The 15,834-nt window shown below is 74.0% G+C and carries 11 protein-coding genes; 4 read left to right on the plus strand and 7 right to left on the minus strand.

Annotated elements, in window-relative coordinates:
* Positions 1-46: 46 nt before the first annotated feature.
* The 3 genes from MXD60_RS03250 to MXD60_RS03260 all read right to left on the minus strand — a co-directional run bounded on the left by MXD60_RS03250 (position 47) and on the right by MXD60_RS03260 (position 6,196).
* Positions 47-304 (minus strand): pyridoxamine 5'-phosphate oxidase family protein, encoded by a 258-nt coding sequence (locus MXD60_RS03250; protein WP_248817429.1) that lies wholly within the window; start codon positions 302-304, stop codon positions 47-49.
* A complete protein-coding gene (locus MXD60_RS03255; protein ID WP_248817430.1) occupies positions 276-4,787 on the minus strand; it encodes a PDDEXK-like endonuclease domain-containing protein in 4,512 nt (1,503 codons plus the stop codon). Before MXD60_RS03255 ends, MXD60_RS03250 begins: the two co-directional genes overlap by 29 nt.
* A gap of 83 nt (positions 4,788-4,870) precedes the next feature.
* Positions 4,871-6,196: an ROK family protein gene (locus tag MXD60_RS03260; RefSeq protein WP_248817431.1), complete on the minus strand. Its 1,326-nt coding sequence runs from the start codon at positions 6,194-6,196 to the stop codon at positions 4,871-4,873.
* A gap of 111 nt (positions 6,197-6,307) precedes the next feature.
* Here MXD60_RS03260 and xylA point away from each other — a divergent pair, with 111 nt between their 5' ends.
* Positions 6,308-7,525 (plus strand): xylose isomerase, encoded by a 1,218-nt coding sequence (xylA, locus tag MXD60_RS03265; protein ID WP_248817432.1) that lies wholly within the window; start codon positions 6,308-6,310, stop codon positions 7,523-7,525.
* 13 nt (positions 7,526-7,538) lie between these two features.
* Positions 7,539-9,035, plus strand: a complete 1,497-nt coding sequence (locus tag MXD60_RS03270; protein WP_248817433.1) for a xylulokinase — start codon at positions 7,539-7,541, stop codon at positions 9,033-9,035.
* A 281-nt stretch (positions 9,036-9,316) separates the two neighbouring features.
* Here the strand turns inward: MXD60_RS03270 and cobF are convergent, their stop codons facing one another.
* The 4 genes from cobF to def form a co-directional block, all read right to left on the minus strand.
* Complete coding sequence (gene cobF / locus MXD60_RS03275) at positions 9,317-10,090, minus strand: precorrin-6A synthase (deacetylating) (RefSeq protein ID WP_248817434.1); 774 nt, start codon at positions 10,088-10,090, stop codon at positions 9,317-9,319.
* 7 nt (positions 10,091-10,097) lie between these two features.
* Positions 10,098-11,843, minus strand: a complete 1,746-nt coding sequence (locus tag MXD60_RS03280; RefSeq protein WP_248817435.1) for an FAD-binding oxidoreductase — start codon at positions 11,841-11,843, stop codon at positions 10,098-10,100.
* A gap of 54 nt (positions 11,844-11,897) precedes the next feature.
* Positions 11,898-12,860: an LLM class F420-dependent oxidoreductase gene (locus MXD60_RS03285; protein ID WP_248817436.1), complete on the minus strand. Its 963-nt coding sequence runs from the start codon at positions 12,858-12,860 to the stop codon at positions 11,898-11,900.
* A gap of 208 nt (positions 12,861-13,068) precedes the next feature.
* Positions 13,069-13,656, minus strand: coding sequence for a peptide deformylase (gene def / locus MXD60_RS03290; RefSeq protein ID WP_248817437.1), 588 nt, complete (start codon positions 13,654-13,656; stop codon positions 13,069-13,071).
* 251 nt (positions 13,657-13,907) lie between these two features.
* Here def and MXD60_RS03295 point away from each other — a divergent pair, with 251 nt between their 5' ends.
* Together MXD60_RS03295 and tsaD are read left to right on the plus strand one after the other, a co-directional pair.
* Positions 13,908-14,441, plus strand: coding sequence for a Fur family transcriptional regulator (locus MXD60_RS03295; RefSeq protein WP_248817438.1), 534 nt, complete (start codon positions 13,908-13,910; stop codon positions 14,439-14,441).
* Positions 14,442-14,640: 199 nt separating this feature from the next.
* Positions 14,641-15,726 carry a tRNA (adenosine(37)-N6)-threonylcarbamoyltransferase complex transferase subunit TsaD gene (gene tsaD, locus MXD60_RS03300; protein ID WP_248817439.1) on the plus strand — a complete coding sequence of 362 codons (1,086 nt, stop codon included), beginning with the start codon at positions 14,641-14,643 and terminating at the stop codon, positions 15,724-15,726.
* Positions 15,727-15,834: the final 108 nt, after the last annotated feature.

Raw genomic sequence — 15,834 nt, forward strand, 5'->3', positions numbered from 1 at the left:
CGCAGAGCCACAACAGAATTAGCAGGCCATCCCTGATTCGTACTTGTCATCGGTGGGCGAACTGGTTCAGCCGTTTTCGACGATGCGGGTCGCGTTCAGGGTGACCACGACGCGGTCCTCCGTCGGGCCGGTGAAGGACTCCAGGTTTCTGCCGGGCCTTGGTCAGGGAGGTGCGGACGACGTCGCCGTCCAGCAGCGCCCAGATGGCGGTGACCTGCGGCTGTCCATCGGAGCCGACCGTGGCGAGGGCTACGGTGGCGTGGTTCTCCAGCAGGTCACGGTGACTCGGCGAGATGGTGGGCATCGGGGAGCTCTCTTCGCTCCGGTGGTGGTGCTGCCAGGCCCAACCCGCCCATCTTCGCTGGCCTTCCGGCGGATGCGCCGGAGGCCGCGCTCGGCGAGGGGTTCGCCATCACGAGATGCGCCTCGGACGGATCACCAGTCGCGGGGAGAGTCGCCACCGGTCGGATGCCGAGGTCGTCGAGGGTGGTCCAGAGGGAGGCGAGTGCGGTCTGGGGATGGCGGTAGAAGGCCGAGCCGCGTACCCGCCAGAACGTCCAGCCCTGGCGTTCCAGGACCCGTTGGCGGCGGAGGTCGGATTCCCACTGGTCGGGTCCGTGGAACTGGTCGCCGTCGCATTCCACGGCCAGCCGGGCCCTGTCGCTCTCGACCACGAGGTCGATGCGGAATCGTCCGACCCGGTGCTGCGGCCGGACCCGGTAGCCGCGGGACAGCAGTTCGCGCAGCACCCGGCGTTCGAAGTCGCTGTCGCATTTTTCCTCGAGCGACGTGACCTGCTGCCGGGGGTTGTCCACGCCGTAGGCGTAGACGAGCAGCTGGCCGCGGATGTCGTCGGGATGCAGAATGCCGGGATCCACCGAGTGGAAGATCCAGAGCTGGTCGCGGGCCCGGCTGGCCGCGACGTTGATGCGCTGCTGGTCGAGCCGCTTGACCGCCGCGTAGCGCGCGTCGTCGGCGACGACGGACAGGAAGATGACGTCGCGTTCGTCGCCCTGGAAGTTGTAGGCGTCGCCGACGCGCAGCCGGCGGCGCTCGAAGCCGTCGCTGCCCAGCCTGTCGAGCAGGCGTTGTTCGATCAGCCGGCCCTGGCCGGCGCCGAGCAGCGTCACCACGCCGAATGTCAGGCCGTCGTAGGCCGGGTCCCGGCAGCACGCGACCAGCTGCTCGACCAGCGCCGCCGCCTCGGGTTCGTTGGTGTCGCCGTACTGTCCGCTGGTCCGCACGCCCGTGGGCACCAGGACGGGCCGGACGGACGCGCCGATGCCGCGGTCGCGTTCCTCGCGGACGGGCAGGATCCGGCCGTCGTAGAAGCGGTTGGAGAACTCGATGATGTCCGGCACGCAGCGGAAGTGCTCACGCAGCAGGACCACGTCGGGGAACACCCTGGTGGCGGTGTCGTAGAGGCTCGCCTCCAGGTCGAGAAGGGAGCGCTGCGCGAAGCCGGGCAGGTGCGCCTCGATCAGCTGGAAGACTCGTGTGCGTTCGACGCCGACGGCGGCGGGGCTGATCTGCCTGTCGTCGCCGACGACGACGACCTTGCGGCCGAGCGCGAGGACCCCGAGCGACAGCACGTCGCACTGGCTGGACTCGTCGACGATGACGACGTCGAACAGGTCGGTGCGGCGCGGGTCGAAGCTCTGCAGCACCCGGTGGATCGGCATGATCCAGATCGGCACGGCGCCCATCGCCGTCGGCATCTGGCTGCGGGCCTCGGCCTCCCAGCGGCGGGCGAACCTGCCGGTGCCCTTGCCGATGCGGGCCAGTGACTGCAGCCAGCCCATCAGCGCCCGGCGCTGCTCCTCGCGCAGGTTGACCTTCATGCCGAGCCGGGCCGACCGGGCGGCGATCTCCACCACCAGGGCGCCGACCCGGCTGCCAGCCTCGTCGAGACGCCGCTGCAGGACGCCGACGTCGCCGCGGCCGTGCAGGGCGGTGAGCCAGGTCTGGGCCTGCCGCCAGCACCACAGCCGTGGCAGGTCGACGGCCTCGCCGCGCACCGCCGGTGCCGCGGCGCTCTCGATGATCGCGGCGGCCCACAGCGGGGCCTGGGTGGCGAGCTGGGCGGCCAGCGCGTCGCGGCGCAGCAGGGCGGGGCGCAGTCCGGCGAGGCGGGCGGCCTCATCGCGGGCGGCGGCCCAGGCGGCGATGTCGCGCCGCTCCCCCGCATCGCGCAGGGCATCCCACAGGTGGCTCGCTGCCGGGCTGCGCCGTCCGATGACCAGGTATCCGAGTACTTCGTCGAGCGAGGCCGTGAGGCGACGCTCCCGTTCGCGTGCCGCGGCGGCGTCGAGAACGGCGGCCGCCTCGGTCAGGTCCGCGCTGGTGGGGCGGGCGGGGAAGGTCGCGAGCAGCGCCCGCAGGCGGGCGGCCAGCGCCGGGCCGTCGGCGGTCTCCCAGCGCAGCGCGTCGCGCAGCCGGGCCACCCGCTCCCCCAACAGCGGCAGGAAGGCGGCCGAGTCGCCGGGCAGCGGCGGCGCGCCGGCCTGCTCGGCCAGGTCCTGGCTCTGCCGGGCGACCGCGGCGGTCCGGACCCGTTCCCGCAGTTTCGCCCGGACGACGTCGACGTCCGTGCTCGTGCGCAGGTCGAGCCCGTCGACGCGGACCGCGCCGTGGAAGGCCCGCAGGTCCCTGGCACCGAGCCGGGGCAGGCCCCGTCCGGCGGCGAAGCGGTCGCCCAGGTCGTCGAGGAACTGGCTCTGCACGCGATGGTCGCCGGCGGGAATGTCGACGTCGCGGCCGAAGGTCTGCCGGCGCAGGTCGATGATCTCGGCGCTGGCGGCGTCGAGCGCGTCCGTCTGCTCCCGCCAGAGCGCCGCGAGCGACTCCGACCGCGCGATCTGCGTGCGCACACTGTCCAGCCATGGTTCCGCGAGGGACTCGACGCGCCGCGCCGCGGTTCGCACGGCGACGGCGAGGTCGGCCAGCGCCACCGGGCCGAGCTGGTCCACGCCGGCGAACCCGACGCCCCGGGCCTCGAGGTCCGCCAGGTCGTCGCGCAGTTCGTCGAGTTCACGCAGGCTCTGGGCGAGCTCGGCCGGCGAGGGCAGCCGCGCGGGTTCCGGCAGGTCGCGGCGCGCCGCCTCGGCGTCGCCGGCGAGGCTGGCGGCGAGGCGGGTCAGCTCGTCGAGCTCGGCGACGGTCAGCGGCGCGATCTGGTCCTCGCGCAGCGGGTCCGGGATCCGGTTGTGGTCCTGCTCGTGGCGCGCCAGCCAGTCGGCCACCTGGGCCGCCTTCGCCCGCCCGTCCGGGAGGGTGAACTCCGCGCCCTCGTCGGCGAGCAGCTCGAGCAGCCGTCGTTCGAGCTGGCGCTGCTCCGCGCGGGCCGCGTCGAGCTGGCGGACCAGCCCGGCCAGCGCCGCCCGTTCGGCGCCTACGTCGACGCCAGCGACCGCCTCCATGATCATCTGAACGGACGCGTGCAGCTGGGTGAGCGACGCGGAGCTCCCGCCGAGGACGGCGACGGACAGGTCCCGCAGCTCGGCGGGGATCTTGTCGCGCAGGACGGCCAGGGCCTGCTCGTTGTGCGCCGTCACGAGCACCCGCTGGCCGTGGGCGACGAGGTGGCTGACCAGGTTCGCGATGGTGTGGCTCTTGCCGGTGCCCGGCGGGCCCTGGACGGTGACCCCGCGGGCGCGGCTCAGCTGCACCGCGATGCGTTCCTGCTCCTCGTTGCTCGCCAACGGCAGCAGCAGGCGCTCGCCGAGCAGGTCGGCCACCACCCCGGCCGGCGGGGCCGCGCCGACCGCCGCGGGCATGCCGACCGCCGCGGGCATATGGTCGCCAACGGTGTCGGCGTCGGAGCTGTCGTCGGCGATCGTCGCGAACGCGTCGGGCAGGAAGTCGCGCTCGGCCAGGACCTCGCGCAGTTCGGCATAGAAGCGGGGGAACATCGCCGGCCGCGGGCGGACGAACAGCGCCCAGGTGTCCACTAGCACCGCGCGCTGCGCCGGCGGCGGGATGTGGTCGCCCGGCGCGACGACGGCGTCGAGCCCGAGCGGGGCGACGGCCTGGGCGTAGAGCTCCGCCAGGCCCTCGCCGTCCCACGGGTCCGGCGGGCTGGCGCGCACCCGGTCCCGCAGCGCCGTGAGCTCCTCCATCGCGGACAGCCCGAGGTCGTCCAGCGGTGCGGTCTCCAGCTCCGGCAGACCGTCCGGCACGACGGTCAGCACGCCGCTGTCCGCGTCCATCTCGATCGAGACCCGGGTGATGACGAGGGGATGCTCCACGGCCTGGCCGCCCGTGAGCCACGACAGCACCCCGTGGCCCCACACCAGCTCGTGCGTCGCGTTGTCGCGGGCCAGGCGCAGGCGCAGATCGTAGAGCTGCTGGTAGAGCTGACGCGCGGCCATCGTGACCCGCGCCGCCTCGGCCCAGGGCGCCCAGTGCCGCTCGACCCAGTCGGCGTGCCGCGCGCGCAGCTCGCCGGGAGCGTCCCCGACCCGCTCGCACCTGTCGTCGAGGTCGACGGGCAGCGACGGCGGCGTGGTCACCCCGACCGGCACGCCGACGAGATGGCGCGCCAGCGCGACGGGCAGCGTCGGCGGCCGCGGGTCGGCGACCTTGGCCACCCGCAGCCAGAACGGCCGCGACGGCGTCCCGCCGAGCGCCACCGCGGGGCTGTCCGGCACGTCGAGCGGCTGGATCAGCGGCGGCTCATGGTCCGACAGTTGCCGCCGCGGCCTGCCGGAGAGCTGGCCCGCGAGCGCGACCAGATAGTCAAGAAGCCGAAGCGACCGCTCCTTGGCCGTGCCCCCGACCTCCGACACCCGCGCTCCCCACGCCCGCCCACCCGGCGAAGCTCGACTTCACCGATCTTACCGACGACGTACCACCACGTGATGCCGTCCGGTCACCGGTCGCGGTGGACGCCGGTGCTCTCCTCGCGGCCCGGTGGGAGAACGTCGGTGGCGCGGCTGGTCCAGCGGGCCGGGTCGGCGATCACGGTGGCCAGCTCGGCGAAGGCGGCGCCCGAGGCGCCCGAGGCGCCGGGGGCGGCGCCCGGCCCGGCCGCGATGATCTTCGGCATGACCCAGCGGGCGGACAGCACGCGGGTGCGCAGGGCCTCGTCGAGGTCCGCGCACAGCAGGTCGGCGATCTGGCCCAGGTGACCGCCGAGGACGACGGTGGGGACGTCGAACATGTTGATCACGCTGGCCAGCGCGACGCCCAGGGCCCGGGCGGCCGCGGCGACGGCGTGACCCGCGGTGGGGTCGCCGGCGCGGACGCGATCGCGCAGCAGCTCGGGGTGTGCGGTGGCGGGCAGGCCGGCGGCGGCGAGCAGCGTGTGCCGGCCGGCGTAGCGCTCCAGGCAGCCGGTCGAGCCGCAGGGGCAGCTCGGGCCGTTCGGATCGACGCAGACATGGCCGATCTCGCCGGCCCAGCCGTGCGGGCCGGTGATGACCGTGCCGTCGCGCACGACGGCGCCGCCGATGCCGATCTCACCGGACAGGTAGATGAAGTCCGGCAGCGCCCCGGGCTGGCCCGGGGCCCGCTCGGCGACGGTGCGCGCGGCCAGATCGGCCTCGTTGCCGATCGTCAGCGTCAGGTCCGCGAACGTGCCCGTGTCGAGGACGTCGGCCGGGCGGACATCGGACCAGCCGAGGTTCGGTGCCCGCAGCAGCAGCCCGTCGGCCACGGCGACAATGCCGGGCAGGGCGAGCCGTGCGCCGACCAGGCCGGTCCCGGGTGGCAGCCGGCGCAGCACGTCGCCACCACCGGCGTCGAGCCGACGCAGCGCCGTCAGCGGCCCGAGCGCGGCCACATCGACGCGCTCGACCCACTCGGCGAGAACCTCGCCGCGCAGGTTGACCACCCTGGCGGCCAGGAATCCGGCGTCGATCTGCAGGCCCAGCGCCGCGATCCGGGAACCCAGGGTCAGCGGTGTCGCGGGACGGCCGCGGCGGGGGGCGGGGCGGTCCAGCTCGTCCACGACGCCGCCGGCGACGAGTTCGTCGACGAGACGGGACGCCGTGGCCCTCGTCATCGACGTCGCCGCGGCGACGTCGGCCCGCGAGTAGTGCGTCGGCGCCGCGGCGGCGACGGTACGGGCGACCAGCGCGAGGTTGCTCTCCCGCAGGGTGGCCTGCCGCGCCGCGCCCGCCCGCCGGGCGCTGCCTACCGCCTCGGCCGCGACGGACGCCGTACGCGGACGAGATCCGGACAGTTCCGAAGACACACGTTGACGCTACCGCCACCCCGGCTTATGTTTTACGGCGATACTTAAGTCGTCGGCCGCCCGACCACGTCACGAGCGACCACGTCACGAGCGACCACGTCAGGAGCGGTGATGTCCCGACAGCCCACCCCCGCGGACAGGTTCTCCTTCGGGCTGTGGACGGTCGGCTGGCTCGGCGCCGACCCGTTCGGCCTGCCGACCCGCACGGCGCTGGACCCGTGGGAGTACGCCGCCAAGCTGGCCGAGATCGGCGCCTGGGGCATCACCCTGCACGACAACGACCTGTTCCCCTTCGACGCCGACGAGGCCACCGCCGCGGCGGCGGAGCGCCGGCTCAAGGCGGCGACCGACGCCTCTGGCCTGGTCATCGAGATGGTCACCACGAACACCTTCACCCATCCGGTGTTCAAGGACGGCGGCCTGACGTCGAACGACCGCGGGGTGCGCCGGTTCGGTCTGCGCAAGGTGCTGCGCGCGGTCGACCTCGCCGCGCGGCTCGGCGCGACGACCTTCGTGATGTGGGGCGGGCGCGAGGGCAGCGAGTACGACGGGTCGAAGGACGTCTACGCGGCGCTGGAGCGCTACCGGGAAGGCCTGGACACCGTCGCCGGCTACATCAAGAGTCAGGGCTACGACCTGCGGATCGCGCTCGAACCGAAGCCGAACGAGCCGCGCGGCGACATCTTCCTGCCCACCGTCGGGCACGCGCTGGCGCTGATCGCCGAGCTCGACCACGGCGACATCGTCGGGCTCAACCCGGAGACCGGCCACGAGCAGATGGCCAACGTCAACTACACGCACGCCCTCGGCCAGGCGCTGTGGAGCGGGAAGCTGTTCCACCTCGACCTCAACGGCCAGCGGGGCCTGAAGTACGATCAGGACCTCGTCTTCGGGCACGGCGATCTGGTCTCGGCGTTCTTCACCGTCGACCTGCTCGAGAACGGCTTCCCCGGCTACCCGGATGCCCCCCGCTACACCGGCCCGCGCCACTTCGACTACAAGCCGTCGCGCACGGAGGGGATGACCGGCGTCTGGGCGTCGGCCCGGGCCTGCATGTCCACCTACCTGCTGCTCGCCGAGAAGGCGGCGGCGTTCCGCGCGGACCCGAACGTCCAGGAGGCGATGGCCTACGCCGGCGTGTTCGAGCTGGCCGAGCCGACCCTCGCCGCCGGTGAGACGGCGGCGGACCTGCTCGCCACCGACGACGGCTTCGACCCGGTGAAGGCCGCCGAGCGGGACTTCGGCTTCGTCCGGTTGCAGCAGCTCGCGACCGAGCACCTCATCGGCTCTCCCACGCCGGGCGCGGCTGCGGGCCGCCCGACCGGCTGAGCCGGCCGACGTCGTGGCGCTCGTCGGGGGCATCGACTCGTCCACCCAGTCGTGCAAGGTCGTCATCCGGGACGCCGAGTCCGGCGTGCTCGTCCGCCAGGGTGCCGCGCCGCATCCCGACGGCACTGAGGTCGACCCCGAACGCTGGTGGACGGCGTTGCTCGCCGCCGTCGAGCGGGCGGGTGGCCTCGACGACGTCGAGGCCGTGTCCGTCGGCGCCCAGCAGCACGGTCTTGTTGCGCTGGACCGCGACGGCCGGGTCATCCGGCCGGCGCTGCTGTGGAACGACACCCGGTCCGCCCAGGCGGCGGCCGACCTCGTCGTCGAGCTCGGCGACGGTGAGGGCACGCGGGGGGCGAAGCGCTGGGCGGACGCGGTCGGCTCGGTTCCAGTCGCCTCGTTCACCGTCACGAAGCTGCGCTGGCTCGCCGACCACGAACCCGACGCGGCGGCCCGCATCGCCGCGATCGCGCTGCCGCACGACTGGCTGACGTGGCGGCTGTCCGGTGCCCGGTCGCTGGACACGCTGCGAACCGACCGTTCCGACGCCTCCGGCACCGGCTACTTCGACGCCAGCGCCGACGTCTACCGCCGCGACCTGCTCGCGCTGGCCCTGCGGCGCGGACCTGGCGACGTCGAGGGCCTCGTCCTACCGGTCGTCGCGGCCGGCGACGAGGCGGTCGGCCGCGGCGACGGTGCGCTGGGCTGGGGGCATCTCGTCCTCGGGCCGGGCTGCGGCGACAACGCGGCGGCGGCACTGGGGCTGGGCCTCGGGCTCGGCGAGGCCGCGGTGTCCCTCGGCACCTCCGGCGTCGTGACCGTCCGCTCCCCCGTCGCCACCCGCGACGCGACGGGCCTGGTGGCCGGCTTCGCCGACGCCACGGGCCACCACCTGCCGCTGGCCTGCACCCTCAACGCCAGCCGGGTGCTCGACGCGGCGCGCACGCTGCTCGGCGTCGACCACGACGAGCTCAGCCGGCTCGCCCTGACCGCGCCGCCGGGCGCCGCGGGCCTGGTGTTCGTGCCCTACCTCGAGGGCGAGCGCACCCCGAACCTGCCCACCGCCACCGGCTCCCTGCACGGCCTCACCCCGGCGTCGATGACCCCGGCGAACCTCGCTCGCGCCGCCGTGGAAGGCGTGCTGTGCCTGATGGCGGGCTGCGCCGACGCCCTGCGCGCGCAGGGCGTGCCCATCGCCGGGGTGGCCCTCATCGGTGGCGGCGCTCGGTCCCATGCCGTCCAGCAGCTCGCGCCCGCGCTGCTCGGCGTCCCCGTCGCCGTCCCCCCACCCGCCGAGTACGTCGCCAACGGCGCGGCCCGCCAGGCCGCGACCGTCCTCGCCCGCGCCGGCGGCCACGCCCCGCCGCGCTGGCCCCGCCCCGAGGGCGTCGTCCACACCGCCAACCCGCAGCCCGCCGTCCTCGACCACTACCGCGAGGTCGCCGCATCCGTCGCCACCACGATCGAGAACCCGCTTCGCCAGGCGGCCGCGCCGGCCCGGCCTGTCTGACCTGAGCAGAACTGACGGCCGGCGTGCTGTCCGCAGGCGTGCGGGGGTTCGTGGGCCACCGCCGGGCGGCTGGGATGACCGTGCGTGGTCGGTGCCGACCTAGGCGATCAGACCCGTACGTCTTCGTGGTCCCTCTGTCACGCAGATATCGGACCAAACGGTCAGATCTGGCCATGCGGTCGGTGACCGCGGTACTCGAACGGCAGCGGAGACAATGCCGAGACCGGCCGGGCAACGCTGGAGTGCCGTCCCGTCTCCACGCGGGTCCGGCGCCGGTTCACCTACCGCCTGGCGCGGCGCAGCAGGTAGATGTCCATGATCCAGCCCTTGCGGCGCCGGGCGTCGGCGCGGGTGCGGGCGATGGCGTCGCCGACGTCGGCGCCGCGGCCGTGGATGAGCATCTCGTCATCGGTGCCGAGGTAGGCGCCCCAGTAGATGTCGAGATCGGGCTCGTCGAGGTCACGGAAGGCGGTGCCGGCGTCGAGCATGACCACGGCGTCGTCGACGCCCGCCGGGAAGCCCTCGGCGGCGAGGCGGCGGCCGGTGGTGATGGTGACCGGGCCGCCGACGCGGTTGAGGACCAGGCGGTGGCGGGCGGCCAGCGCCTGCACACTGGTGATACCGGGGATGACCTCCAGGTCGAACGCCGCCTGGTCGCGGGCGGTGACCCGGTCGAGGATCCGCAGCGTGCTGTCGTAGAGCGACGGGTCGCCCCAGACCAGGAACGCGCCACAGCCCTCGTCCGGCAGCTCGTCGACGATCATCCGCTCGTAGAGCTCGGCGCGCCGCGCGTGCCAGTCGTCGACGGCCGCGTCGTAGGCGGCGGTGTCCGCGGGCCTGCGGTCACGGCGAGGGTCGGCGGCCTCGACGAGCCGGTAGCCGCCGTCGCCGAGATGGCGGTCCAGGATCTCGCGCCGCAGCGCGACCAGGTCAGCGGCGGCCTCGCCCTTGTCGAGGGTGAAGAAGACCTCCGCGCGGCCGAGCGCCCGCACGGCCTGCAGGGTGAGCTGGTCGGGATCGCCCGCGCCGATCCCGACCACGAGGATCGTCCGCACCGCCCGCCTAGCCGGCGTCCGGCCTGGCCGCCGCGGCCGGGGTGGCCTCGACCGCCGAGGCCGGGGTGGCTTCGGCCGAGACCGGCCCCGAAGGGATGATCTTGCCGGGGTTGAGGTTGTGGCCGGGGTCGATGCCGTCGAACAGGGCGGTCATCAGGGTGACGCCGGCCGGGGAGATGTCCTCGGCGAGCCAGCCGGCGTGCTCCAGGCCGACGGCGTGGTGGTGCGACAGGGTGCCGTCGAGGTCGATGAAGCCCTGCTGGATCGCGGACTTCACCGTGTCGTACCCCTCGATCGCGTCCAGCGTGATCGGCGCGGAGTAGGCGAACGTGAAGTACAGGCAGGCGCCGGAGTGGTACGAGTGCGACAGGTGGCACATGATCCAGCCCTGCACGCCGAGCTCGGCGAACGCCTTGTTCGCCCGGGCGACCACGCCCCGGTAGAGCGGCGCGAGCTGCGACCAGGACGTCGAGGTCTCCGACACGTCCGCGACCGCGCCCTGGCCGAGCAGGAAGTCACGGATGTAGGGGGTGTCGAACTTCTTCTGGTCGTAGAGCTGGCCGGGGCCGGTGCCGACGCAGAGCCCGCCGTGCCGGCTGACGATCTCCCCGACGAGCTTGCGCTGGGTGCGCACGTGGCCGGCGGTGCCCTCGAAACCGATGAACGACAGGCACATCTTTTCCAGGTCGAACTTGCGGACGCGGCGCAGGTACTGCTTGAGGCCGGCGGAGAGCAGCTGGTTGGTCGGCGAGCCCTTCTTGCTGGTCGCGAGGGAGAACTGGGTCTCGTTCGCGTCGGAGACGCGGGTGACCGACACCGTCGCCTCGCTCTCGGCGATCTCCCGCATGGCGAGCAGGCCGTCGTCCCAGGTCGGGAAGAAGTAGCCGAGGATGACGCGCTCCTCGGGCACCCGGTGGACCTGCACGGTGGCCTCGGTGATGATGCCGAGCCGGCCCTCGCTGCCGAGGATCATCTCCCGCACGCTCGGTCCGGTCGACTGGCTCGGGACCGGCCTGGTGGCGAGCACCCCGGCGGGGGTGACGACCCGGACCGCCCGGGTGATCTCGGCGATGTCGCCGTACTTGTCCGACTGCATGCCGGACGAGCGGGTGGCGATCCAGCCGCCGAGGGTGGAGTGGCTGAAGCTGTCCGGGAAGTGGCCGAGCGTCCAGCCCTGGGCGTTGAGCTGCTCCTCCAGGTGCGGGCCGAGCGCGCCGGCCTGGATGCGGGCCAGCCGGGCGTCGGCGTCGATCTCCAGCACCCGGTCGAGCCGACCCAGGTCGACGGAGATCACCGGCCGGGTCTCGCCGCGCGAGGCCTCGAGGCTGCCGGCGATGTTCGACCCGCCGCCGAACGGGATGACGACCGCGTCGGCCGCGAGCGCCGCGGCGAGCACGGCGCGCACCGCCTCCTCGTCCGCCGGGTAGACGACGGCGTCGGGGAGCCGGCCGAAGTCCTGGTTACGGAGCCGGACCAGGTCACGCAGGCTCTTGCCGTAGGTGTGGACCACCCGGTCGAGCGCGTCGATGTTGACGTGTTCGGCGCCGACGGCGTCGACCAGCGCGGCGCGCAGGCCCTCGGGGAGCTTCGGCGGGTCGACCGTCAGGTCGGCGAACGCCGGCGCCTGCGCCGGCGGGCGGGTGATGTCGAGCCCGATGTGGGTGCGCACGAACGGCGCGAGCTTGGGCTTGTCGTTGTGGGTGAACGAGACGCTCTCCCGGCCCCAGCCCCACCACTTCATGTGCTCGACCACGATGGCTCCTTGACGATGTGAAACGAGGGACGGGCGGGCGCCGGCGCCGTCCGGCTAGGTGCCGGCGAGCCGGGCGACGACGGGGGCCAGGTCGGTCAGCGCGTCCAGGCCGAGGCCGACCGTGCTGATGCCGAACCGCTCGCGGCGCTCGATGAGATCATCGCAGATCTCCTCGACGGATCCGCACAGCGCGTGCGGAGTGGCCGACGCCTGCTCCGGCGTCAGCCCGAACCCGGCGGCGAGCTGCTCGATGATGGCGTGCCGGTCGTCGGTGACGATCGCCAGGTGGATGCGGACCTGCAGGGTCAGGTCGTCCCAGCGGGCGCCGGCGGCGTCGCGGATCCAGCCGACCTTCTCCTCGGTCGCGGCGACGGTGGCGTTCGGGCCGAGGGAGGCGTCGATGACGCCACCGGCCATGTTCATGTTCAGCCCGATGATGTCGGCCTCGCGCGCGGCCAGGGACAGCAGCCGGCGGCCGCCGCCGCCGATGACGATCGGCGGGTGCGGGCGCTGCACCGGCTTGGGTGTCCCGTTCAGGCCGTTGACCTGGTAGAACTCGCCGCTGTGGTGCAGCGGGGCGTCGGCGAACATGCCCTTGATGACGGCGAGGGACTCGGCGAGGCGGGCGATGCGCACGCCGGGCGGGTCGAGCGTCAGCCCGGCGCGCTGGTAGTCCGACGTCATCCAGCCGGCGCCGAGGCCGAGTTCGAAGCGGCCGCCGGAGAGCGCGTCGAGCGTCGCGGCCTCCTTCGCGAGCACGACGGGATGGCGGTAGTCGTTGCTGAAGACCATGGCGCCGATGCGCAGGCTGGTCGTCGCGTCGGCGGCGGCCATCAGCGCGGCGATCGGGGCGACCTGCTCGTCGAGATGGTCGGAGACGGTGAGCGTCGCGTAGCCCAGGTCCTCGACCTGGCGGGCAAGCTCGGCCCACGACCGCGGGTCGACCCGCTCCGGCGAGGAACACTGGATGTTGAACCGGAACGGCCGCTTGTACGGCCCGCCGGAGATGTCGGTCACCGCGTCACTCCCCACTCACCGTCGTCGGCCCACCCGAGAACGTCGTCCCACCCGAGAATCTCGTGCCACCCGAGAACCTCGTCCCACCCCAGAAGCAATCCCACCCCAGGAGGGGAAGGATGTCATGAGTTCCCAGCCGGAGGCGACACACCCGCGCAGCTCGCCGTCCGGGCGCCGGGATCGTCGCCGGCGCGGCGCGGGCCGCGGGTCATCCGCCGGTACGGCGCAGCGGGTGGGCGCCGGCGCCGGTTCGTTCGGTGCCGGTCACCCGCGGTGTCGCCGGCGGCTGCTCACGCAGCGCCCGCACGGCGGCGGTGCGGGCCTCGCCGGTGAGCCGCTGGAGGAAGAGCGTGCCGTCGAGGTGGTCGACCTCGTGCTGGAAGCAGCGGGCCCGCAGTCCCTCGCCGGCGTACTCGACGGGCTCGCCGACGGCATCCACGCCACGCACGACGGCCCGCATCGCCCGTGACGTCGGGTAGTGCAGGCCGGGGACGGACAGGCAGCCCTCGCCGCCGTGCTGCGACTCGCCGTCGTCCACGATGGTCAGAATCGGGTTGACCACCACCAGGGGCACCCGGGGCACGGCGCGGTCATGCGGGTCGTAGTCGACGTCGAACACGAACACCCGCAGCCCGACGCCGATCTGCGGCGCGGCGAGCCCGACGCCGGGCGCGGCGTACATCGTGTCGATCATGTCCGCGACCAGCCGGGCCAGTGCCGCGTCGAACTGCGTGACCAGGGTGGCCGGAGTGCGCAGCACGGGATCGCCGACGGTGCGGATGGGGAGCACGGCCATGCCGGACACTGTGCCACAACAGAATCGTGCCCCGGCATGACCGGGGCAGATCACGATCAGGTCACATCACGCAACCGGGCGTTCACCACGCGAGCGCCCGGCCCGTCCGCCCCGCGGGAGCGCCGCGGCGGATCGGCACGTTGTCAGGGCACGTTGTCAGGGGGACGTTGTCAGGGCACACGGTCAGGGCACACGGTCAGGGCACACGGTCAGGGCACACGGTCAGGGCACACGGTCAGGAGGTGGATGTCGTGGACGAGCCGCGCGCCGTGGGGCCGGAGCTCGCCGCGGCCGGGATCGCGCGGCTGCGGGCGCGCGGCGAGCGGGTGACCCCGGCGCGGCGCGCCGTGCTGCGCGTGCTGGCCGAGACCAGCGAACACCTCTGCGTCGAGGACGTCCTCGCCCGCGCCGAGGTGATCGTCCCCGGCCTGCACCGGACCACGATCTACCGGGCGGTGGAGACCCTCGGCGACCTCGGCCTGCTCACCCACGTCCATCCGGCGCACGGCCCGGTGGTCTACCACATCGCCGCCAGCCTGACCGGCGGCGCGCACCTGCACGTCCGCTGCCGGGCCTGCGGCCGGATCGAGGACGTCCCCGGTGACCTGCTCGACGCCGTCGCCGAACGCCTCGCCGCCACCGTCGGCTTCCGCCTACAGGCCGATCATGCGGCCCTCACCGGCCTGTGCCGCACCTGCACGGACGCCCTGGAGGCCTCGGACCCGCCGTTCGCCGCGTCCTCGGACTCCGTCGCCGACGACGTGGGCGGCGCTGGCCTGCGCTGATCCCGGCGAGTGCGAACGGCGCAGGTGGAGGCGGCGATCCGCGGCGCGGGGCGAGGCCCCGACCGGCGTAGTCTCGGAACCGGTGTGGCCGTTGCGGGCGCGCCCGCCCGTCACTCGGCGCGGGGCGGGTCGGACGGCCGGTCACCGACGGACTGGGGACGGGCGCAGCGGACGCTCGCCGGATGAGGAGGGCGCGGGGATGCCGGCGCAGCACGGCCCGATGGTGACGGGCCCGGTCGTCATGGGCATCGAGACGTCCTGCGACGAGACCGGGGTCGCGCTCGTCCGCGACGGCGAGCTGCTCGGCGAGGCGCTGTCGACCAGCATGGACCAGCACGCCCGCTACGGCGGGGTGGTGCCGGAGATCGCCGCGCGGGCCCATGTGCAGGCCCTCGTGCCCTGCGTGCGCTCGGCGCTGGCGTCCGCCGGGCTGCGCGCCGCCGACATCGGCGCGATCGCCGTGACCGCCGGTCCGGGCCTCGCCACCGCCCTGCACGTCGGGGTGGCGGCGGCCAAGGCGTACGCCACCGCCCTCGGCGTTCCGCTCTACGGCGTGCACCACCTCGCCGGCCACCTCGCCGCCGACCTCGTCGACGGCGAGCCGCTGCCCGACCCGCTGATCGCGCTGATCGTCTCCGGTGGGCACACCTCACTGCTGCGCGTCGGTGATCTCGCCCGTGACCCGATCGTGCACCTCGGCGACACCCTCGACGACGCCGCCGGCGAGTGCTTCGACAAGGTCGCCCGGGTCCTCGGCCTGCCCTACCCCGGCGGCCCGGCGGTGGACCGCGAGGCCGTCGGCCACGACCGGACGGCGCTGGCGTTCCCCCGCCCGCTGACCGGGCGCACCGACGCGGCGTACACGTTCTCCTTCTCGGGTCTGAAGACCGCGGTCGCCCGCTGGGCCGAGGCGCATCCCGACACGACCATCCCGCCCGGCGATGTGATCGCCTCGTTCCAGGAGGCGGTCGTCGACGTGCTGACCGCCAAGGCGATCCGGGCGTGTCGCGACCACGCCATCGACGACCTGCTCGTCGTCGGCGGCGTCGCGGCGAACAGCCGGCTGCGCGAACTCGCCGCGCAGCGCTGCGCCGACGCCGGCATCCGGCTGCGCATCCCGGCCCGGCGCCGCTGCACCGACAACGGCGTGATGATCGCCTCCCTCGGCGACCTGCTGGTGCGCTCCGGCGCCGCGCCGTCCGCGCCCGACCTCGCCGCGATGCCCGGCGCCTTCCTCGACCGCGCCCAGCTCGGCCTCCCCGAGCCCGCCCTGCACGCGGCCTGATCCCGCCGTCCGAGCCCGGACCACACCGCCCCGAGCCATCCCGCGCCGCACCACGCCGTTCCCGAACCACCCCGTCCGTCACCGCCGCCGCTGGCGCCTCGGGGACCC

This window comes from Frankia sp. AgB32 (assembly GCF_023243045.1).
Lineage (GTDB): Bacteria > Actinomycetota > Actinomycetes > Frankiales > Frankiaceae > Frankia.